Source organism: Nocardiopsis mwathae, assembly GCF_014201195.1.
GTDB classification, from domain to species: domain Bacteria; phylum Actinomycetota; class Actinomycetes; order Streptosporangiales; family Streptosporangiaceae; genus Nocardiopsis_C; species Nocardiopsis_C mwathae.
The window spans coordinates 5215649-5231822 of sequence record NZ_JACHDS010000001.1; the positions used below are offsets into that span (position 1 = coordinate 5215649).

Here is a 16174-nt window from a genome sequence, read left to right on the forward strand (position 1 = left end):
ATGTCAGGTTCAACCGTTTGTGGCGGAGGTCATAGTGCGCATCGGGGAGCTGTCGCGCCGCACCGGGGTCAGTGAGCGGTCGCTGCGCTACTACGAGGAGCAGGGCCTGCTGGTGGCGCGGCGTACCGCCGGGGGCCACCGCGAGTACTCCGACGCCGCGGTGGAACGCGTCGAGCGCATCCAGTGCCTGTACGCCGCCGGAGTGAACAGCTCCGGCATCTATGAGCTGCTGCCCTGCATGTACGCCCAGGAGCGCGGTGACCCCGCGCCGGACCTCCTCGACTCCCTCGCCCGGGAGCGGGGGCGCATCTCGGCGATGATCGACCGGCTCGCGGCCTCGCGCGATCTGCTGGACGAGGTCATCGCGTCCGCCTCGGCGCGCTCGTCGCCGCGCTCCGGCTGAGCGGGCGCGCCGCGCTCCCCCGCGGCCGCCCCGCCGCGACGTCCCGAGCGGCTACGCTCGCAACTGTCGGTACATGACGCAAGGAGATGTTGGCACGTGAACCCTGGCGGCGGAATGGACATGCAGGCGCTGCTGCAGCAGGCCCAGCAGATGCAGCAGCAGCTCATGGAGGCCCAGCAGCAGCTCGACGAGGCCAAGGTCGAGGGCACCTCGGGCGGCGGGCTGGTCACCGTGACGGTGAGCGGCCGCGGTTCGGTCGAGGACATCCGGATCGACCCGAAGGCCGTCGACGCGGATGACGCCGAGGAGACGGCGCAGACCATCGCCGACCTGGTGCTGGCGGCCATCCGCGACGCCGAGGCGTCGGTGGAGGAGCTGCAGCAGGAGAAGATGGGCCCCCTCGCCGAGGGCCTGGGCGGTGGCGGCCTGCCGGGCGGCGGCGGGATGCCCGGTCTGCCCGGTTTCTAGACCGTCCGCCCGCAGAGGGCGGCGCGGCGGCCCGGCGCACCTGTCGGCGGGCGCGGGTGAGATGTGTCCGACTCGGCTCGACTACCGTGGAGGCCGAGGGAACGACGAGTGAGTGGTTGGCGATGTACGAGGGCGCGGTTCAGAACCTGATCGACGAGCTGGGGCGGCTGCCCGGTGTCGGTCCGAAGAGCGCGCAGCGCATCGCCTTCCATCTGCTCTCCGCGGAGACCGCCGACGTCAAACGCCTCGCGAACGCGCTCATCGAGGTCAAGGACCGGGTGCGGTTCTGCGGGGTGTGCGGCAACGTCGCCGAGGAAGCGGAGTGCCGCATCTGCCGCGACCCGCGGCGCGACCCCGCCGTCATCTGCGTGGTGGAGGAGTCGAAGGACGTCGTGGCGATCGAGCGGACCCGCGAGTTCCGCGGCCGCTACCACGTGCTCGGCGGCGCCATCAGCCCTATCGAAGGCGTCGGCCCGGACGACCTGCGCATCAGGGAGCTGATGTCGCGGCTGTCCGACGGGCAGGTCACCGAGCTGATCCTGGCGACCGACCCCAACCTGGAGGGCGAGGCCACCGCCACCTACCTGGCGCGGCTCGTCAAACCCATGGGGCTGAAGGTCACCCGTCTGGCCAGCGGGCTGCCCGTCGGCGGCGACCTGGAGTACGCCGACGAGGTGACGCTGGGGCGGGCCTTCGAGGGGCGTCGGAGCCTGGAGTTCTGATCGCCTGCGGCCCGGTCAGCGGGCGCTGCGGCGGTGCGAACCGCCCGCGGCGGCGGCGCGTCGTACAAGTCCGGACGGTGAGTTTCCGAAAGTCGGAGTAGGTGGCCGATTGTCGGGTACGACCCGTTCTCGGTGCCTTTCGCCGCAGGTGAGAGGGCATCCGATGAAACCTGATAGCTACACTTCTGGTTGATTACCTTGATCCCAACTCCTCAGGAGCAACGACCGTGGCTCTAATCGTGCAGAAGTACGGCGGGTCCTCCGTCGCTGACGCAGACGCCATCAAGCGGGTAGCCCAGCGGATCGTCGCTCAGAAAAAAGCGGGATATGACGTGGTCGTCGTGGTCTCGGCCATGGGCGACACCACCGATGAGCTCCTCGACCTCGCCGAGAAGGTCTCCCCCGTTCCCCCCGGCCGCGAGATGGACATGCTGCTGACCGCCGGTGAGCGCATGTCGATGGCCCTGGTCGCCATGGCGATCGGGAACCTGGGGTACGAGGCCCGCTCCTTCACCGGCTCGCAGGCCGGAGTCATCACCACGTCCCTGCACGGCAACGCCAAGATCATCGACGTCACCCCGGGCCGGATCCAGGAGGCGCTGGACGACGGGTCGATCTGCATCGTCGCCGGGTTCCAGGGTGTCTCGCAGGACAGCAAGGACATCACCACGCTGGGCCGCGGCGGCTCCGACACCACGGCCGTCGCGCTCGCGGCGGCGCTGAACGCCGACGCGTGCGAGATCTACACCGACGTCGACGGTGTGTTCACCGCCGACCCGCGGATCGTGCCGACCGCCCGCCGCATCCCCAAGATCTCCTATGAGGAGATGCTGGAGATGGCGGCCACCGGCACCAAGATCCTGCACCTGCGGTGCGTGGAGTACGCGCGGCGGTACAACATCCCGCTGCACGTCCGCTCGTCGTTCAGTCAGAAGCCCGGTACCTGGGTCGTCTCGGAAGTTGAGGAAACCGAAGGCATGGAACAACCGATCATCTCCGGCGTCTCGCACGACCGCAGCGAGGCCAAGATCACGGTCGTCGGTGTCCCCGACAAGGTCGGTGAGGCCGCGGCGATCTTCACGGCCCTGGCCGACGCCGAGATCAACATCGACATGATCGTGCAGAACGTGTCGACCGCCGCCACCGGGCGCACCGACATCTCCTTCACGGTGCCGATGGACTTCGGCCAGACCGCGATGACGGCGCTGCAGAAGATCCAGGAGAAGGTCGGCTTCGAGGGGCTGCGCTACGACGACCAGATCGGCAAGGTGTCGCTGGTCGGCGCGGGCATGCGTTCCTACCCGGGCGTCACCTCCCGGTTCTTCGACGCCATCGCGCGCTCCGGCACCAACATCGAGATGATCTCGACCTCGGAGATCCGCATCTCGGTCATCGTGGAGCAGGACCAGATCGACTCGGCCGTCGCGGCCGCCCACACCGAATTCGAGCTCGACGCCGACCAGGTCGAGGCCGTCGTGTACGGAGGTACCGGACGATGAGCAACCGCCTTCCCACCCTCGCCATCGTCGGCGCCACCGGTGCCGTGGGCACCGTCATGCTCGACATCCTCTCCACCCGCGAGAACGTGTGGGGCGAGATCCGGCTGATCGCCTCCCCGCGCTCCGCCGGCAAGCGCCTCACCGTCCGCGGCGAGGAGATCGAGGTCCAGGCGCTGGCCCCCGAGGTCTTCGACGGCGTCGACGTCGCCATGTTCGACGTGCCCGACGAGGTGTCCGAGCAGTGGGCGCCGATCGCCGCCGAGCGCGGCGCGGTGGCGGTGGACAACTCCGGCGCGTTCCGGATGGACCCCGACGTCCCGCTCGTGGTTCCCGAGGTCAACGCCGAACAGACGCGCAACCGCCCGCGCGGCATCGTCAGCAACCCGAACTGCACCACGCTGTCGATGATCGTCGCCATGGGCGCGCTGCACCGCGCCTACGGGCTGACCGACCTGGTCGTCGCCTCCTACCAGGCCGCCTCCGGCGCCGGCCAGGAGGGCATCGACACCCTGCACGACCAGATCTCCAAGGTCGCCAGCGACCGCACCCTCGGCAGCCGCGCCGGAGACGTGCGCGCCGCCGCGGGCGAGCTCGGCCCGTTCCCGGCGCCGCTGGCCATGAACGTGGTGCCGTGGGCCGGGTCGCTGAAGGAGGACGGCTACTCCTCGGAGGAGCTGAAGGTCCGCAACGAGTCGCGGAAGATCCTGGGCCTTCCGGAGCTGCGGGTTTCGGCCACCTGTGTGCGCGTGCCGGTGGTCACCACCCACGCGCTGGCCGTGCACGCCACCTTCGCCCAGGAGGTGGACGCCGCCGCGGCCCGCGAGGCGCTGGCCGCCGCCCCGGGCGTGGTGGTCCAGGACGACCCGGCCAAGGGCGAGTTCCCGACCCCGGCCGACGTCGTGGGGACCGACCCGACCTGGGTGGGGCGCATTCGGCGCTCGCTCGACGACCCCAGGTCGCTCGACCTGTTCCTGTGCGGGGACAACCTGCGCAAGGGGGCCGCGCTGAACACCGCCCAGATCGCGGAGGTCCTGGCCGAGGAGTTCACCCGGGGCTGACGTCCAGGGGCGGCTCACCCGGAGCGGCGGTGGCCGGGGCGACCCTCTCGCGGGGGCGCCCCGGCCACCGCCGTTTCGGCATCCCGCCCCCTCGACCCGGGCCGGACTGTGTCCGTGATCTCACCGGTTACCGGGACGCTCCGGGCAACCCGGACAACGGGGTCCGCGTCTACACACACGACACCGCCGCCGGTCGAATCTCCGGCTCGACCACGGTTCACACGGCGCCGCGCGGTGCGGATGCGCGACAACAGAACACGGAGCCAGAAGGTGACAACGAATTCCGGGCTCGCCCTGCGGGTCGGGGGGCTGCTGGGTGTCCTCACACTCGCGGCGGGGTGCAGCCTCGGCGCGGTCGACGGCGGCCGGGAGGACCAGGAGGGCGCGGCGTCGGACGACATCTCCGCCGCGCTGGGCCAGTCGATCTCCTGGAAGCCCTGCCACGACGACGATGAGGTCGACGAACTCCACGACGCGGACCTTGAGGTCGGCTTCGATGAGGACGAGGCCGAGGAGGCCCGCGACTGGCGCGCCGCGCTCGAATGCGGGTCGCTCACGGTACCGGTCGACTACGCCGACCCCGAGGGCAGGTCGCTGAAGATGCGGGTCATCCGCAAGCCGGCCGAGGGCACCGCGGACGACCGCGTCGGTTCGCTCATCGTCAACCCCGGCGGCCCCGGCGTTTCCGGCGTCGAGCACATGGACTCCCCCGCCTTCGGCGACGGCATCCGCTCCCGCTTCGACATCGTCTCCTTCGACCCACGCGGCGTCGGCAAGAGCCGCGCCATCATGTGCGGCGACCCCGAGGCGCTGTACGGCGCGCAGGACGCGATCCACGGCACGGACCCGGCGGAGCTGTCCGAAGCGGAGCTCGGCGAGCTGGAGAAGGCCGCGAAGGCCTACGCCGACGCGTGCGCCGAGGATGTCGGGGAGGACTTCCTGGGCAGCGTCGGCACGGTCGACGTCGTCAACGACGTGGAGGTGCTGCGCGACGCGCTCGGCGACGACGCCCTCACCTACGTGGGGTTCTCCTACGGCACCTACATCGGCGCGCTGTACGCCGAGACCTATCCGGACAACGTGCGCGCCCTGGTGCTCGACGGCGCCGTGGAGACCACCCGGTCCAACGCCGACATCGCGGTCGACCAGGCCAAGGGCTTCCAAACGGCGTGGGAGTCCTTCGTGGAGGACTGCATCGCCACCGGCGACTACTGCCCCTTCTCCTCCACCGATGCGGCCGAGAACGAGCTGGAGCGCATCCTCGGCAAGATCGAGGACGGCGGGTACGAGGTCGCGGGCATGCAGGCCACGCGGTCGGCCATGCTCAACCTGATCAGCCAGATGCTCTACAGCGAGGACAACTGGGAGGGCCTGCGCTACACCCTGGACGCCGCCGACTACGGCGACACACAGGTCGCCCAGGACAACCTGGACGCCATCGCCGAGGACATGTTCGGCGGCGAGGAGTTCACCGCGGGGGACGACGAGGACGGAACGGTGGACACCGAGGCCGCGCTGGTGGCGATCAACTGCGTCGACCGCACCGACCCCACCGACATCGAGGCCTACCGGAAGGCCGCCGAGAAGGCGGCGGAGGCGTCCCCGCTGTTCGGCGCCGACGTGGTCTGGGCACAGCTGCCGTGCGCCTACTGGGCGGCCGACGCGCCGGCGCCTACGGAGTTCTCCGCCGAGGACGCCCCGCCGATCGTCGTCGTGGGCACCCGCAACGACCCCGCCACCCCCTACGCCTGGGCCGAGGAGCTCTCCGAGCAGCTGGCGTCGGCGACGCTGGTGACGTATGAGGGCGACGGCCACACGGTGTACGGCTACAACAAGAGCGCGTGCATCGACGACCCGTTGGACGCCTACCTCATCGACACGTCGGTGCCGGAGGAGGGCCTCAGCTGCCCCTCCGCGCGGTGACCATGGCGCTCGGCGGGACGAAACGGACCGGATCGCCGCCGAGCGCCCTGGTCATCCGGCTCACCGGGTCCTTCTGGGGGTTCGGGAGAGGCTGAGGCGGTACAGCAGGCGGCAGTGGTCGACCGAGCCCACCAGGTCGGAGGTCTCCACCGGGCGCTGGCCGTTGTAATGGGTGCGCTCCACCACCAGGACCGGGAGGCCGGCGGCGAGCTGGAGCATGGAGGCCTCCGGTTCGCGCAGCGGGCGCACCCCCACCTCCTCCACCACCCGGTCGATGATCACCCCGGCGGCACCGAGCCGGTCGAGCACGCTCGTGCCCGGCTCGGCGTCGGCCGGGGTGCGCAGCGTGCCGTGGGTGAGCAGCATCGGCTCCCATGCCGTGTGCAGCGCGACCGGCACGCCGTCGGTCAGACCGAGGCAGCGCGTGCGGTACACGGCGTCGCCGTCGCGGATGGCGAGCCGGCGCGAGACCAGGTCGCACGCCTTCTCGGTGACGGTGTCGAGGTCGCGGCGGCACAGCGGCTCCACGCCCGACCCCGAGGCGCGGTCGGTGCGGGAGAAGCGGTGGATCTGCGGCACCGACCGCACGTAGTATCCGGAGCCGGGCCGGGCCTCCACCAGTCCCTCGCTGACGAGGAGGCGCAGGGCGTGCCGGGACACCTGCTCGCTCACCTCGTACTCCCGGGCCAGGCGGGACCGCGAGGGGAGCCGGGTCCCCGGGGTCAGCTCTCCGTTGAGGATGGGCGTGCGAAGCCGGTCGGCCAGCCACAGATAGCGCGGTTGCCCTGCCATGACTATGCGGTCCTCGGGGACGGTCCTTCCCTGCGGGGGGCGGTGAATCTCTGCGCGAAATCCAGTTCGGCCGACATATGGCGGATCAGCTCCTCCACGACGAACGAGCCGTGCCCGGCGTCGAACCGGTACACCTCGTGCGATTTGCCGAGCTCGGTGAGGCGGGCGATGTAGTTGTCGATCTGCCGGATGGGGCAGCGGGGGTCGTTCTCCCCCGCGAGGATGAGCACGGGAGCGGTCACGTTCTCCACGTAGGTGATGGGCGAGGAGCGGCGGTACAGGTCGGGGACGTCGTCGGGGGAGCCGCCGAACATCGAGCGGTCGAAGGCGCGCAGCGACTCCATCTGGTCCGCGTAGGAGGCGGCGTAGTCGGCCAGCGGCATCGCGGCGATGCCCAGGCTCCAGTCCTCGGGGTACACCCCCAGGCCGAGGAGGGTGAGGTAGCCCCCCCAGGAGCCGCCCTCCAGGATCATCCGCCCCGCGTCGGCCAGCCCGGAGGCGACCGCCCAGTCGCGGACGGCCTTGATGTCCTCCAGCTCGGTCAGGCCGACGCGGCCCTCGATGGCGTCGCGCCAGGCGGCGCCGTAGCCGCTGGAGCCCCGGTAGTTGACCCGGACGACGGCGAAGCCGTGGTCGACCCACGCGGAGACCGCCGCGGAGAACGCGTCGACATCCTGAGCTTGGGGACCGCCGTGGACCATGAACACGGTGGGCAGCGGTTCGGCGGCGCCCGCGGGGACGGACACGAGCGCGTGGATGTCGCCGCCGGGCCCGGGGACGTCGACGTCGCGGACCGGGACGGAGGGCGGCGCGACGGGGCCGGGCGGGGCCAGGAGGGTGGCGCCGGTGGTGTCGCGGACCACGGGCGGGTGTTCGGAGCTGGACCAGGAGTACTCGACCGTCCCGTCGGGGCGGGCCGCGGCGGCGGCCACCAGGCCGTCGGGGATGTCCAGCGGGGTGGTGGCGCCGGTGGCCGGGTCATGCCGGTGGACGCGGCTGCGCGCCCGGTGGTCCTGGGAGATCAGCAGGGAGCGGCCGTCGGGCGTCCACCCCGCGGAGAGCTCGCCGGGCAGATCGATGCGGATCTCCTGCTCGGTGCCGGTGAGGGGGTCCCAGATGAGGGGCTCGACCCGGCCGTGGCGTTCGTGCAGCACCAGCACCCGGTGGCCGCCGGGGGCGAAGCCGACGGGCGTGAGGTCGCGGCCGGGGCCGTCCCACAGGTCGGCGACGGTCGCGGCGGTGCCGTCGGGTAGGAGGCGCAGCACCCGCACGGCCATGTGGCGGCTGTCGCCGTGTTCGCTGTGCCCGATGACGAAGAGCGACTCGTCGTGCGACAGGTCGGCGATCCAGCCTTCCTGGCGGTGGGCGTAGACGGTGCGCGGCTGGGTGCCGGGGCGGCTGAGGTGGACGCTGAAGCCGTCGTCGGTGGAGCGCCCCACGAGGGCCAGCCCGGAGACACCGAGTGCGAGCCCGCCGATGTAGGAGGGGGGAAGGCCGGGGACGGCCGCGGTGTCGGGGCCGCCCTGGAACGGCTGCCGCCGCCAGGTGCCGAACTCGTCGCCGTCGGTGTCGCCGAACCACCACACCCACGTCCCGGTCGGGTCGAGGGTGCCCGATGTCGTGCCGTGGTGGCGCTTGGTCACTTGGCGCTGCTCGCCGGTGGCGCGGTCCCAGGTGTAGATCTCCCAGGTGCCGCTGGCGTTGCCGCGGAACATCGAATGATCAGGGGCTTCCCTGGCCCAGGATGGGAGACTGATCCTGCTCGCACGGAACCGATCTTGCCAACGCTCGCCCATGATCCCAAGTAAAGCAGCGGAGTTCGCCGGAATGGGGGCGAATGGAGGAGCGAAGTTGGCCACTCCCGGACGGAGGAGAGCGAGGGTCGACGCCGACGGGAAGAAGCTGTCACCATCCGGTGAGCCACGGAGTACCCGGCGGCGATTGCGACCGGGGCGCGGAGCCGCTGAGACACACGAGTGTGGGAGCGTGACGGTGGAAACGGTGGACAGGGCGCGGACGATGGGTACGGCGGGACAGGTGACGCTGGCCGAACACGCGCGCAGCGTGATCCGCAAGGAGGCCGAGCGCCGCGAGATCGGCTTGGAGCTCGACGAGGAGGCCCCGGACGACATCCCCGAGCGCGCCCGGTTGTGGGCGTGCAAGGTGACGGGAAAGGGCTGGTGCCTCTTCACCGCGGTCGACGCCGACGACACGGTCACCCTGCCCTCCCAGCGCGAGTTCCTGCCCGCGAGCGGCGTACTCGCGGGCAACTGGCGCGTCACCCCGGGCACCGGCGCCGTCCACCTCTCCACGAGCGGACGCAAGCCCGCGGTGGACGACCCCGGGTCGCCCTTCGGCAGGTGAGTTCCGCCGCCGCATGTGCGGCGGCGGAGACCCGCGGTTCAGGCGCGATCCCCCGCGTCCATCAGCGTGGCCAGGATGCTGAAGGACCGGTCGTGGTATCCGGCGTCCAGGCCGCGCTGGAGGATCGACATGACCGCCGCCGGAAGCGTGTCGTCGACGCCCGCGTCGCGGGCGGTGTGCAGCACGTGGTCGGCGCTGGCGGCGTCCATGGACAGGCGCTCCAGCTCACCGGGGAACTCCCCGGCGGTGATCTCCTCGCCCAGCCCTCGGTAGAAGTCGGCCATGTCGTTGGACTCCACCAGGTAGGGCACGATCGTGCCCACCGCGATCCCCTCGGCCCGCGCCAGGGCCACCGAGTGGACGAACGAGGTCATGCTCGTCCAGAACAGGTTCATCACCACCTGGTAGTAGACCTGCGCGAGGCCCGGGTCGGTCCCCCGGAAGTCGGCCGCGGTGAGGGTCTCCAGCACCGGGCGGACCGCCTCGAAGGCCTCCTTGTCGCCGCTGTAGAACGTGGACATGGAGGGGTCGCCGATTCCGGGCGGCGGGGTCATGACGCCACCGGTGACATAGGCCGCGCCGCGCTCCCTCGCCCAGGACGCGCCGGCACGGGCCCTGGCAGGGGTGTCGGAACTGAGGTTGACCAGGGTCCTGCCGCGCAGCTCGGCGTCGAGGTCGCCCAGGAGCCGGTACATGACGTCGTAGTCGGTGAGGCTGAGCAGGACCAGCTCGTTGGCGGCCACCGCATCGGCGGGGGTGTCCGCGAGCACCGCACCCTGCTCCACCAGTGGTGCGGCCTTCTCCCTGGTCCGGTTCCAGACCGTGAGCGGGTGGCCGGCCTTCAGCAGGGCCCGTCCCATGGCCTGGCCCATCGGACCCAGCCCGATCAGCGTCACCGGTGCCGTGCTCGTGTTGGTGTTCGTGTTCGTCGTGCTCACGTGAGCCTCCTCGCGAGGTGTCCGTTCGTGTTCCCGTCGCGTCCGCGGGCACCGCCGGGGCCGGTTCCCCCACAGGCTCCGGCTCCGGCGGCGGCCGGGACGGGAACGACTCTCGCCGCGACCGCTACGGATCGGCTTGCGATCTCCTACGCGTCCGCCCGCCCGCCCGTCTGCGCCGCCGCCCGGCCCGGATACCTTTGTCGGTATGCGGTTCGGGGTACTGGGCCCACTCACGGTGTGGACGGCGGACGGGCAGCGGTCCGCACTGCCCGGTACCAAGGTCCGCGCCCTACTGGCCGGGCTGCTGCTGCGCCGGGGCCGGGTGGTCGGCGCGGACCGGCTGGTCGACGACCTGTGGGGGGACACCCCACCCGCCGACCCGGCGGGGGTTCTGCAGGCGCGCGTCTCCGAGTTGCGCAAGGCGCTCGAAGAGGCCGGGGAGGGCGGGCGCGCGCTGGTGGAGTACCGGGCACCCGGCTACGTCCTCGACATCCCGGCCGACCACGTCGACGCCGGGCGCTTCGAGGCGCTCACCGAGCAGGCGGCGGCGTCGGCGAACCCCCATGACCGCCGCGGCCTCCTCGCCACCGCCCTCGACCTGTGGCGCGGACCGGCCCTCCCCGAGTTCGCCGACGCCGACTTCGCGCGGGCGGCCGTCGCGCGCTGGGAGGAGCGTCGGCTCACGTCGCTCGAAGACCTGGCCGAAACACGCCTCGACCTCGGTGAACATGGAGCGCTGACGGCTGAGCTCGGTGCCCTCGTCCAGCGCCACCCCTTCCGTGAGCGGCTGCGCCGCGCCCACATGCGCGCGCTGTACCGGTCCGGCCGCCAGCGCGAGGCTCTGGAGAGCTACGCGGAGCTGCGTACCCGCCTCGCCGACGAACTGGGCCTCGATCCCGGCCCTGAGGCGGCCGCCCTGCACGCGGCCATCCTCCGCCAGGACCCCGACCTTGCCCCGCCGCACCGGACGTCACCCGCGGCCTCGCCATCCACACGGACCGCCGCCGGCGCCGGAACCCGCACCGCGCCCCCCGCCACGAACCTGCCCGCGCCCCCCGGGCCCCTGATCGGGCGAAGCGGCGACGTCGCCGGGGTCCGTGCCCTGCTGGAGGCCGGCAGGCTGGTGACGCTGACGGGGCCGGGCGGGGTCGGTAAGACCCGGCTGGCGGTCGAGGCGGCCTCCGACGCCGCGGCGGCAGGCGGCTTCCCGGACGGTGTGTGGCTGGTCGAACTGGCGGTGCTCGATCGCGGTGATGACCCGGTCGAAGCCGTCGCCGCGCTGCTCGGACTGCGCGACGACGCCGAACCCGGCCTTCCGGCCGCGGCAGGTGGCGGTGCTCCACTCGCCGAGCGGCTCGCCGACGCGTTGCGCGGCAAGCGCGCGCTGCTGGTCCTCGACAACTGCGAGCACGTCATCGACGGCGCGGCCCGGATGGCGGCGCGCCTGCTGGCCGCCGCCCCGCACCTGCGCCTGCTGGCGACGAGTAGGGAGCCGATGGGGATTTCCGGCGAGCGGCTGCGGCTCGTGGCCCCGCTGGCGCTGCCGCCGGCGACCGCCCCGCCCGATCCCGGAGCGCTGCGCCGAACCGGAGCGGTCCGCCTGTTCGAGGAGCGGGCCTCGGCCGCCGCGCCCGGTTTCGAGCTGTCGGACGGCAACGCGGCCGCGGTCGCCGCGGTCTGCCGCCGTCTGGACGGCATCCCGCTCGCCCTGGAACTGGCCGCGACGCGCGTGCGCGTGTTGGGCGTCCACGAGTTGGCGCGGCGCCTCGACGACCGGTTCCGTCTGCTGTCCGGCGGGCGCCGCGACGCCCCGGCGCGGCAGCGGACCCTGCGTTCGGTCATCGACTGGAGTTGGGAGTCGCTTGAGGAGGACGAGCGCGCCGTGCTGCGCCGCCTAGCGGTGCACCGGGACGGATGCACACTGGAAGCCGCCGAGGAGGTCTGCTCGGGTGACGGGGTCGCGCGGGCGGGCGTGCTCGACCTCCTCTCCTCCCTGGTCGACCGTTCCCTCGTGGCCGTGTCCGGCGAGGGGGACGGCCATCGCTACCGCCTGCTGGAATCCATAGCCGCCTACGCCCTGGAACGGCTGGCGGACGCGGGCGAGGTGGACGCCGTGCGCGGTCGGCACGCACGCTACTGCGCCGATCTCGCCGAACGGCTGGAGTCGGGGCTGCGCGGATCCGAGCAGTGCCGTGCCATGGCACGATTCGACGCCGAAGCCGCCGACCTGCGCGCGGCGCTCACCCACAGTGCCGGCGCGGCCGATGCGCGCACCGCACTGCGGATCGCCAACGCGATGGCGTGGTACGGCTACCTGCGCGGCCGCCTGGGCGAGGCCGCCTCCGCGCTGGCGGAGGCGCTGTCCGCCCGTCCGACGCCCGAGGACGCCGAGGCGCGGGCCGAGGCGAAGGCGTGGTCGGCCGGGCTGCGGATCGCCACCGACGCCGAGGGGGTCGGCGAGGCGCTGTGGGACTCCGCGGTCGAAGGGCTGAACGCGGTCGCGGACCCCAGGCGGCGAATGTTCCTCGAATGGTTCCTCGAATGCGCGGGATGGGGACGGGGCGATGCGGAGACGTCGATGGACCGCCTGACCGGCTTACTGGAGCGGGCGGGCGCCGAGGGCGACCGGTGGACGGCCGCGGCGGCGCTGGCCCTGCGGGCGCAGTGGGCCCAGATCCTGGGCGATCTCGGGGCGCAGCACCGGGATGGGGCGCAGAGCGCGGCACTGTTCCGCGAGTTCGGCGACCAGTGGGGTGTCCTGCAGGCGTCCGACGTCCTCAGCCAGCACGCGGAGATCGTCGGCGACTACCCGGAGGCGGAGCGGCGGCACCGCGAGGGCCTGCGGATCGCGGAGACCCTGGGGCTGTCGGGTGCGGCCTCGCTGAAGCTGACCGGCCTGGGGCGGATCGCCCTTCTCACCGGCGACCATGGCAGCGCCCGCACCCTGCACGAACGTGCCGCGCACCTGGCCCGGGAGTACTCCTTCCAGATGGGAATCCAGTTCGCGGAGGCCGGGCTGGCGCTCCTCGCCCGCCGTGAGGGCCGGTTCGACGAAGCCGAGGAGTCCCTCACGTCCTCCCTGGCGTGGAACCGCCGTGCCGACGGCCGCATCGGTGTGGCCTTCATCCTGGCCGAACTGGGCTTCGTCGCGGAACAGCGCGGCGATGCGGCAACGGCCCTGGCCCGTCAGCGCGAGGGCTACGACGCGGCCCGGCGCAGCACCGACCCGCGCGCGACCGCGCTCGCCCTCGAAGGCCTGGCGGGTGCCCACTCCCTGGGCGGCGACCCGCACCACGCCGCCCGCCTCCTGGGCGCGGCCGCGGCGGCCCGCGCGTCGGTCGGCGCTCCGCTTCCCCAGGGTGAACGCGCTGACGTCGACCGCATCACCGCCCGGGTCCGAACGGACCTCGGCGAGGAGGAGTTCGATGCGGAGGCGGCCGCGGGGGCGAGGCGGCACCCCGACGACCTGGTCGGGGATCGGCCCGTCAGAGGAGCCGTTCCGGATCGTGGTGGCGGCCGGTTCCCGTGCAGATCCGGCACTCCTCGATGACGTCTTCCCACCCGATGCTGCCCGACTCCTCCCGGGTGGGCCGCTCTGCGCTCCACACCCCGGTTCCCCGGCAGTAGGCGCACGGTTCGAACGGGCCGGTGCAGAACATGCACTCGGTCAGTGCGCACCGGCGGTCGATAGGGGCGGGAGGAGAATCCATGGACCTTTCCCTACCAGAGAGCTTCCAGCGCGGGGAAGGCCCGGCCCCGGGTGCTCCCCTTCCGGACGGGGGATTCCTGGGTTTCGGTACGTCGGCGGTGGCCATCGCGGAGGCGGTGCGCCGCGGGCTCACCGGTCGCGGCGGATGACGGCGACACCGTCGGTCTCCAGCAGGCGCTGGACGAGGACCGGGTCGAAGTCGGCGAGGCCCGCGTCGTTGAGGATCCGCATGTAGGCCGGGTGGGGCAGGATGTCGTGCGGATGGGCCTGGCCGACCTCGGCGACGTCATGGGGGTCGGGGGTGAAGCCGTCGGGGACCGTGCAGGGCTGCAGGGCACGGTAGACGTGCAGGCGGAAGCGGTAGGGGCGGCCGTCGGTGCGGCCGTGGACGTCGTAGATGCCGGTGGGGGCCAGCGGGCCGGGGCGGACGCCGGCGCTGGTCTCGGCCTCGCGGCGGGCGGCCTGTTCGGCGCTCTCGTCCGCGGCGAGGGGGCCGGCGGGAAGCGCCCAGTGCCCCGTGTGCACACCGCTGTTCAGGAGCACGAAGGTCAGGGTCCACTCCGGTCCGGGAACGATGGCCGCGGCGGCCATGATCGGTTCGGACCCGACCGGTTGGTTCGAGGCGGTCGTCATGGGGGGCTCTCTAACTGGTCGGCACACGGGACGGTACCGCCCTGGGGCGAAACCGGCACGTCCCGCGGCCGCTGGGTGATCGGAGGGTCACCACCGGTCGCGGTGGTTCGAGAGCCAGCCTGACGTATCCGTCGGCCTGTCAGCCACCGGGGCGCCGGGACGGGAAGGGAACCGTGATCTTGCGGGCGCCTGCCGACTCCCGCCGGTGGGCGTGGATCTGCGGGCCCATGTTTCACGTGGAACGGCGGCCGTGTCCCCGAGCCGCCGACGCGAAGGGCCCGGGTCGCGCGGCATGGACGCGAAAAAGCTCGTCCCCCGGCGGAACCGGGGGACGAGCGTCGTGGCTGTGGGACCGGACGGATCTACAGGATGATCCGCATCGGGTTCTCCAGCACCTCGGCGAGGTCCTTGAGGAACGCCGCGCCGACCGCGCCGTCGACCGCGCGGTGGTCGACCGACAGCTCCAGCGCGATGGTGTTGCGGGCGACGATCTCGCCGTCGCGCACCACGGCCTCCTGCTTCATCGCGCCCACCGCGAGGATCGCGGCCTCCGGCGGGTTGATGACGGCCGAGAAGCTGTCGATGCCGAACATGCCCAGGTTGCTGACGCTGAACGTGCCGCCGCTCATCTCCTGCGGCTTCAGCTTGCCGTCGCGCGCCTTGCCGGCCAGCTCACGGGTCGTGGTGCTGATCTCCGACAGCGTCGTCTTGTCGGTGTCGTGCAGGACCGGAACGACCAGCCCGGCGTCGACCGCGACCGCGACACCCACGTTGACGCGGTGGTGCTGGAGCAGCTTGTCGTCCACCCAGGAGGTGTTCACCGCCGGGTGCGAGCGCAGCGTGGTGGCCGCGGCCTTGACGATCAGGTCGTTGAAGCTGACCTTCACCCCGGTGTCGGCGAGCTGCGCGTTGATCTGCCCGCGGAACTCCTTGAGCGCCTCGGCGTCGATCGTGCGGCGCAGGTAGAAGTGCGGGACCTCCTGCTTGCTCTGGGTCAGGCGGCGCGCGATGACCTTGCGCACGTTGCTGACCTTGAGCTCTTCGGAGTCACGCCCGTCGTCGAACGCCTGCTGCGGCGCGCCCGCCGCAGCCGCGGCGGCCGGAGCCGGGGCGGCAGCGGCCGCCGGAGCCTGCTCGCCCTGCTGCTTGGCGGCGGCCTCGATGTCGGCGCGCACGATGCGGCCCTTGGGACCCGACCCGGAGATCCTGGTGATGTCCAGGCCGTACTCCTTGGCCAGTCGGCGGGCCAGGGGCGAGGTCCGCGGACGCGCGTCGGCGCCGTTGGCGGACGCGGCGGGCACCGTGGCGGCGGGCTCCGCCGGGCCCTCCCCGGCCGCCGTAGCCTCTGCCTCCGCGGCCTGCTCCTTCTTCTCCGCCGGAGCGGCGGCCGGGGCACCGGAGTCCTGCGGAGCCGCGTCGGGGCTGTCGCCGATGACGCCGATCACGGCGCCGATCGGCACGGTCTCGCCCTCGCTCACCGCCTGTCGGACGAGGTACCCGTCCTCGTAGGCCTCGTACTCCATGACGGCCTTGTCGGTCTCGATCTCGACCAGCACGTCGCCGGACGCGACCTTGTCGCCGACGTTCTTGACCCAGGAGCTGATGACGCCTTCCTCCATGGTGTCGGAGAGGCGCGGCATGTAGATGTCACTCATCGTGTGCTAA

At 72.2% G+C, this 16174-nt stretch carries 13 protein-coding genes; 8 read left to right on the forward strand and 5 right to left on the reverse strand.

Going from position 1 to position 16174, the window contains the following annotated elements:
* The first annotated feature begins 34 nt into the window (after positions 1–34).
* The 6 genes from HNR23_RS22855 to HNR23_RS22880 all read left to right on the forward strand — a co-directional run bounded on the left by HNR23_RS22855 (position 35) and on the right by HNR23_RS22880 (position 6073).
* The gene (locus tag HNR23_RS22855; protein ID WP_184080753.1) at positions 35–403 is read left to right on the forward strand and encodes a MerR family transcriptional regulator; all 369 of its coding nucleotides are present in this window, start codon (positions 35–37) and stop codon (positions 401–403) included.
* 114 nt (positions 404–517) lie between these two features.
* Positions 518–871 (forward strand): YbaB/EbfC family nucleoid-associated protein, encoded by a 354-nt coding sequence (locus HNR23_RS22860; RefSeq protein ID WP_184080755.1) that lies wholly within the window; start codon positions 518–520, stop codon positions 869–871.
* 122 nt (positions 872–993) lie between these two features.
* The gene (gene recR, locus HNR23_RS22865; protein WP_184080757.1) at positions 994–1593 is read left to right on the forward strand and encodes a recombination mediator RecR; all 600 of its coding nucleotides are present in this window, start codon (positions 994–996) and stop codon (positions 1591–1593) included.
* Positions 1594–1820: 227 nt separating this feature from the next.
* Complete coding sequence (locus tag HNR23_RS22870; RefSeq protein WP_184078586.1) at positions 1821–3092, forward strand: aspartate kinase; 1272 nt, start codon at positions 1821–1823, stop codon at positions 3090–3092.
* Positions 3089–4150, forward strand: a complete 1062-nt coding sequence (locus HNR23_RS22875) for an aspartate-semialdehyde dehydrogenase (protein WP_184078597.1) — start codon at positions 3089–3091, stop codon at positions 4148–4150. The genes HNR23_RS22870 and HNR23_RS22875 overlap by 4 nt, the downstream gene beginning before the upstream one ends.
* A 270-nt stretch (positions 4151–4420) precedes the next feature.
* Positions 4421–6073, forward strand: a complete 1653-nt coding sequence (locus HNR23_RS22880) for an alpha/beta hydrolase (RefSeq protein WP_343070677.1) — start codon at positions 4421–4423, stop codon at positions 6071–6073.
* Between the two features lie 60 nt (positions 6074–6133).
* On the opposite strand, the gene HNR23_RS22885 is transcribed toward HNR23_RS22880, so the two are convergent.
* Positions 6134–6865, reverse strand: coding sequence for a GntR family transcriptional regulator (locus HNR23_RS22885; protein ID WP_184078599.1), 732 nt, complete (start codon positions 6863–6865; stop codon positions 6134–6136).
* Positions 6866–6867: 2 nt separating this feature from the next.
* Positions 6868–8661, reverse strand: a complete 1794-nt coding sequence (locus HNR23_RS22890; RefSeq protein WP_184078601.1) for a S9 family peptidase — start codon at positions 8659–8661, stop codon at positions 6868–6870.
* 190 nt (positions 8662–8851) lie between these two features.
* On the opposite strand from HNR23_RS22890, the gene HNR23_RS22895 reads away from it, so the two are divergent.
* Positions 8852–9229, forward strand: a complete 378-nt coding sequence (locus tag HNR23_RS22895; RefSeq protein ID WP_184078603.1) for a hypothetical protein — start codon at positions 8852–8854, stop codon at positions 9227–9229.
* Between the two features lie 38 nt (positions 9230–9267).
* On the opposite strand, the gene HNR23_RS22900 is transcribed toward HNR23_RS22895, so the two are convergent.
* On the reverse strand, positions 9268–10167 hold the full coding sequence (locus HNR23_RS22900) for an NAD(P)-dependent oxidoreductase (RefSeq protein ID WP_343070678.1): 900 nt from the start codon (positions 10165–10167) through the stop codon (positions 9268–9270).
* Positions 10168–10372: 205 nt separating this feature from the next.
* Here HNR23_RS22900 and HNR23_RS22905 point away from each other — a divergent pair, with 205 nt between their 5' ends.
* The gene (locus HNR23_RS22905) at positions 10373–13717 is read left to right on the forward strand and encodes a BTAD domain-containing putative transcriptional regulator (RefSeq protein WP_184078605.1); all 3345 of its coding nucleotides are present in this window, start codon (positions 10373–10375) and stop codon (positions 13715–13717) included.
* A gap of 288 nt (positions 13718–14005) precedes the next feature.
* Here the strand turns inward: HNR23_RS22905 and HNR23_RS22910 are convergent, their stop codons facing one another.
* Positions 14006–14509, reverse strand: coding sequence for an NUDIX hydrolase (locus HNR23_RS22910; protein ID WP_184078607.1), 504 nt, complete (start codon positions 14507–14509; stop codon positions 14006–14008).
* 362 nt (positions 14510–14871) lie between these two features.
* Entirely contained in the window at positions 14872–16164 is a 1293-nt protein-coding gene (locus HNR23_RS22915) for a dihydrolipoamide acetyltransferase family protein (RefSeq protein ID WP_184078609.1), read from the reverse strand.
* Positions 16165–16174: the final 10 nt, after the last annotated feature.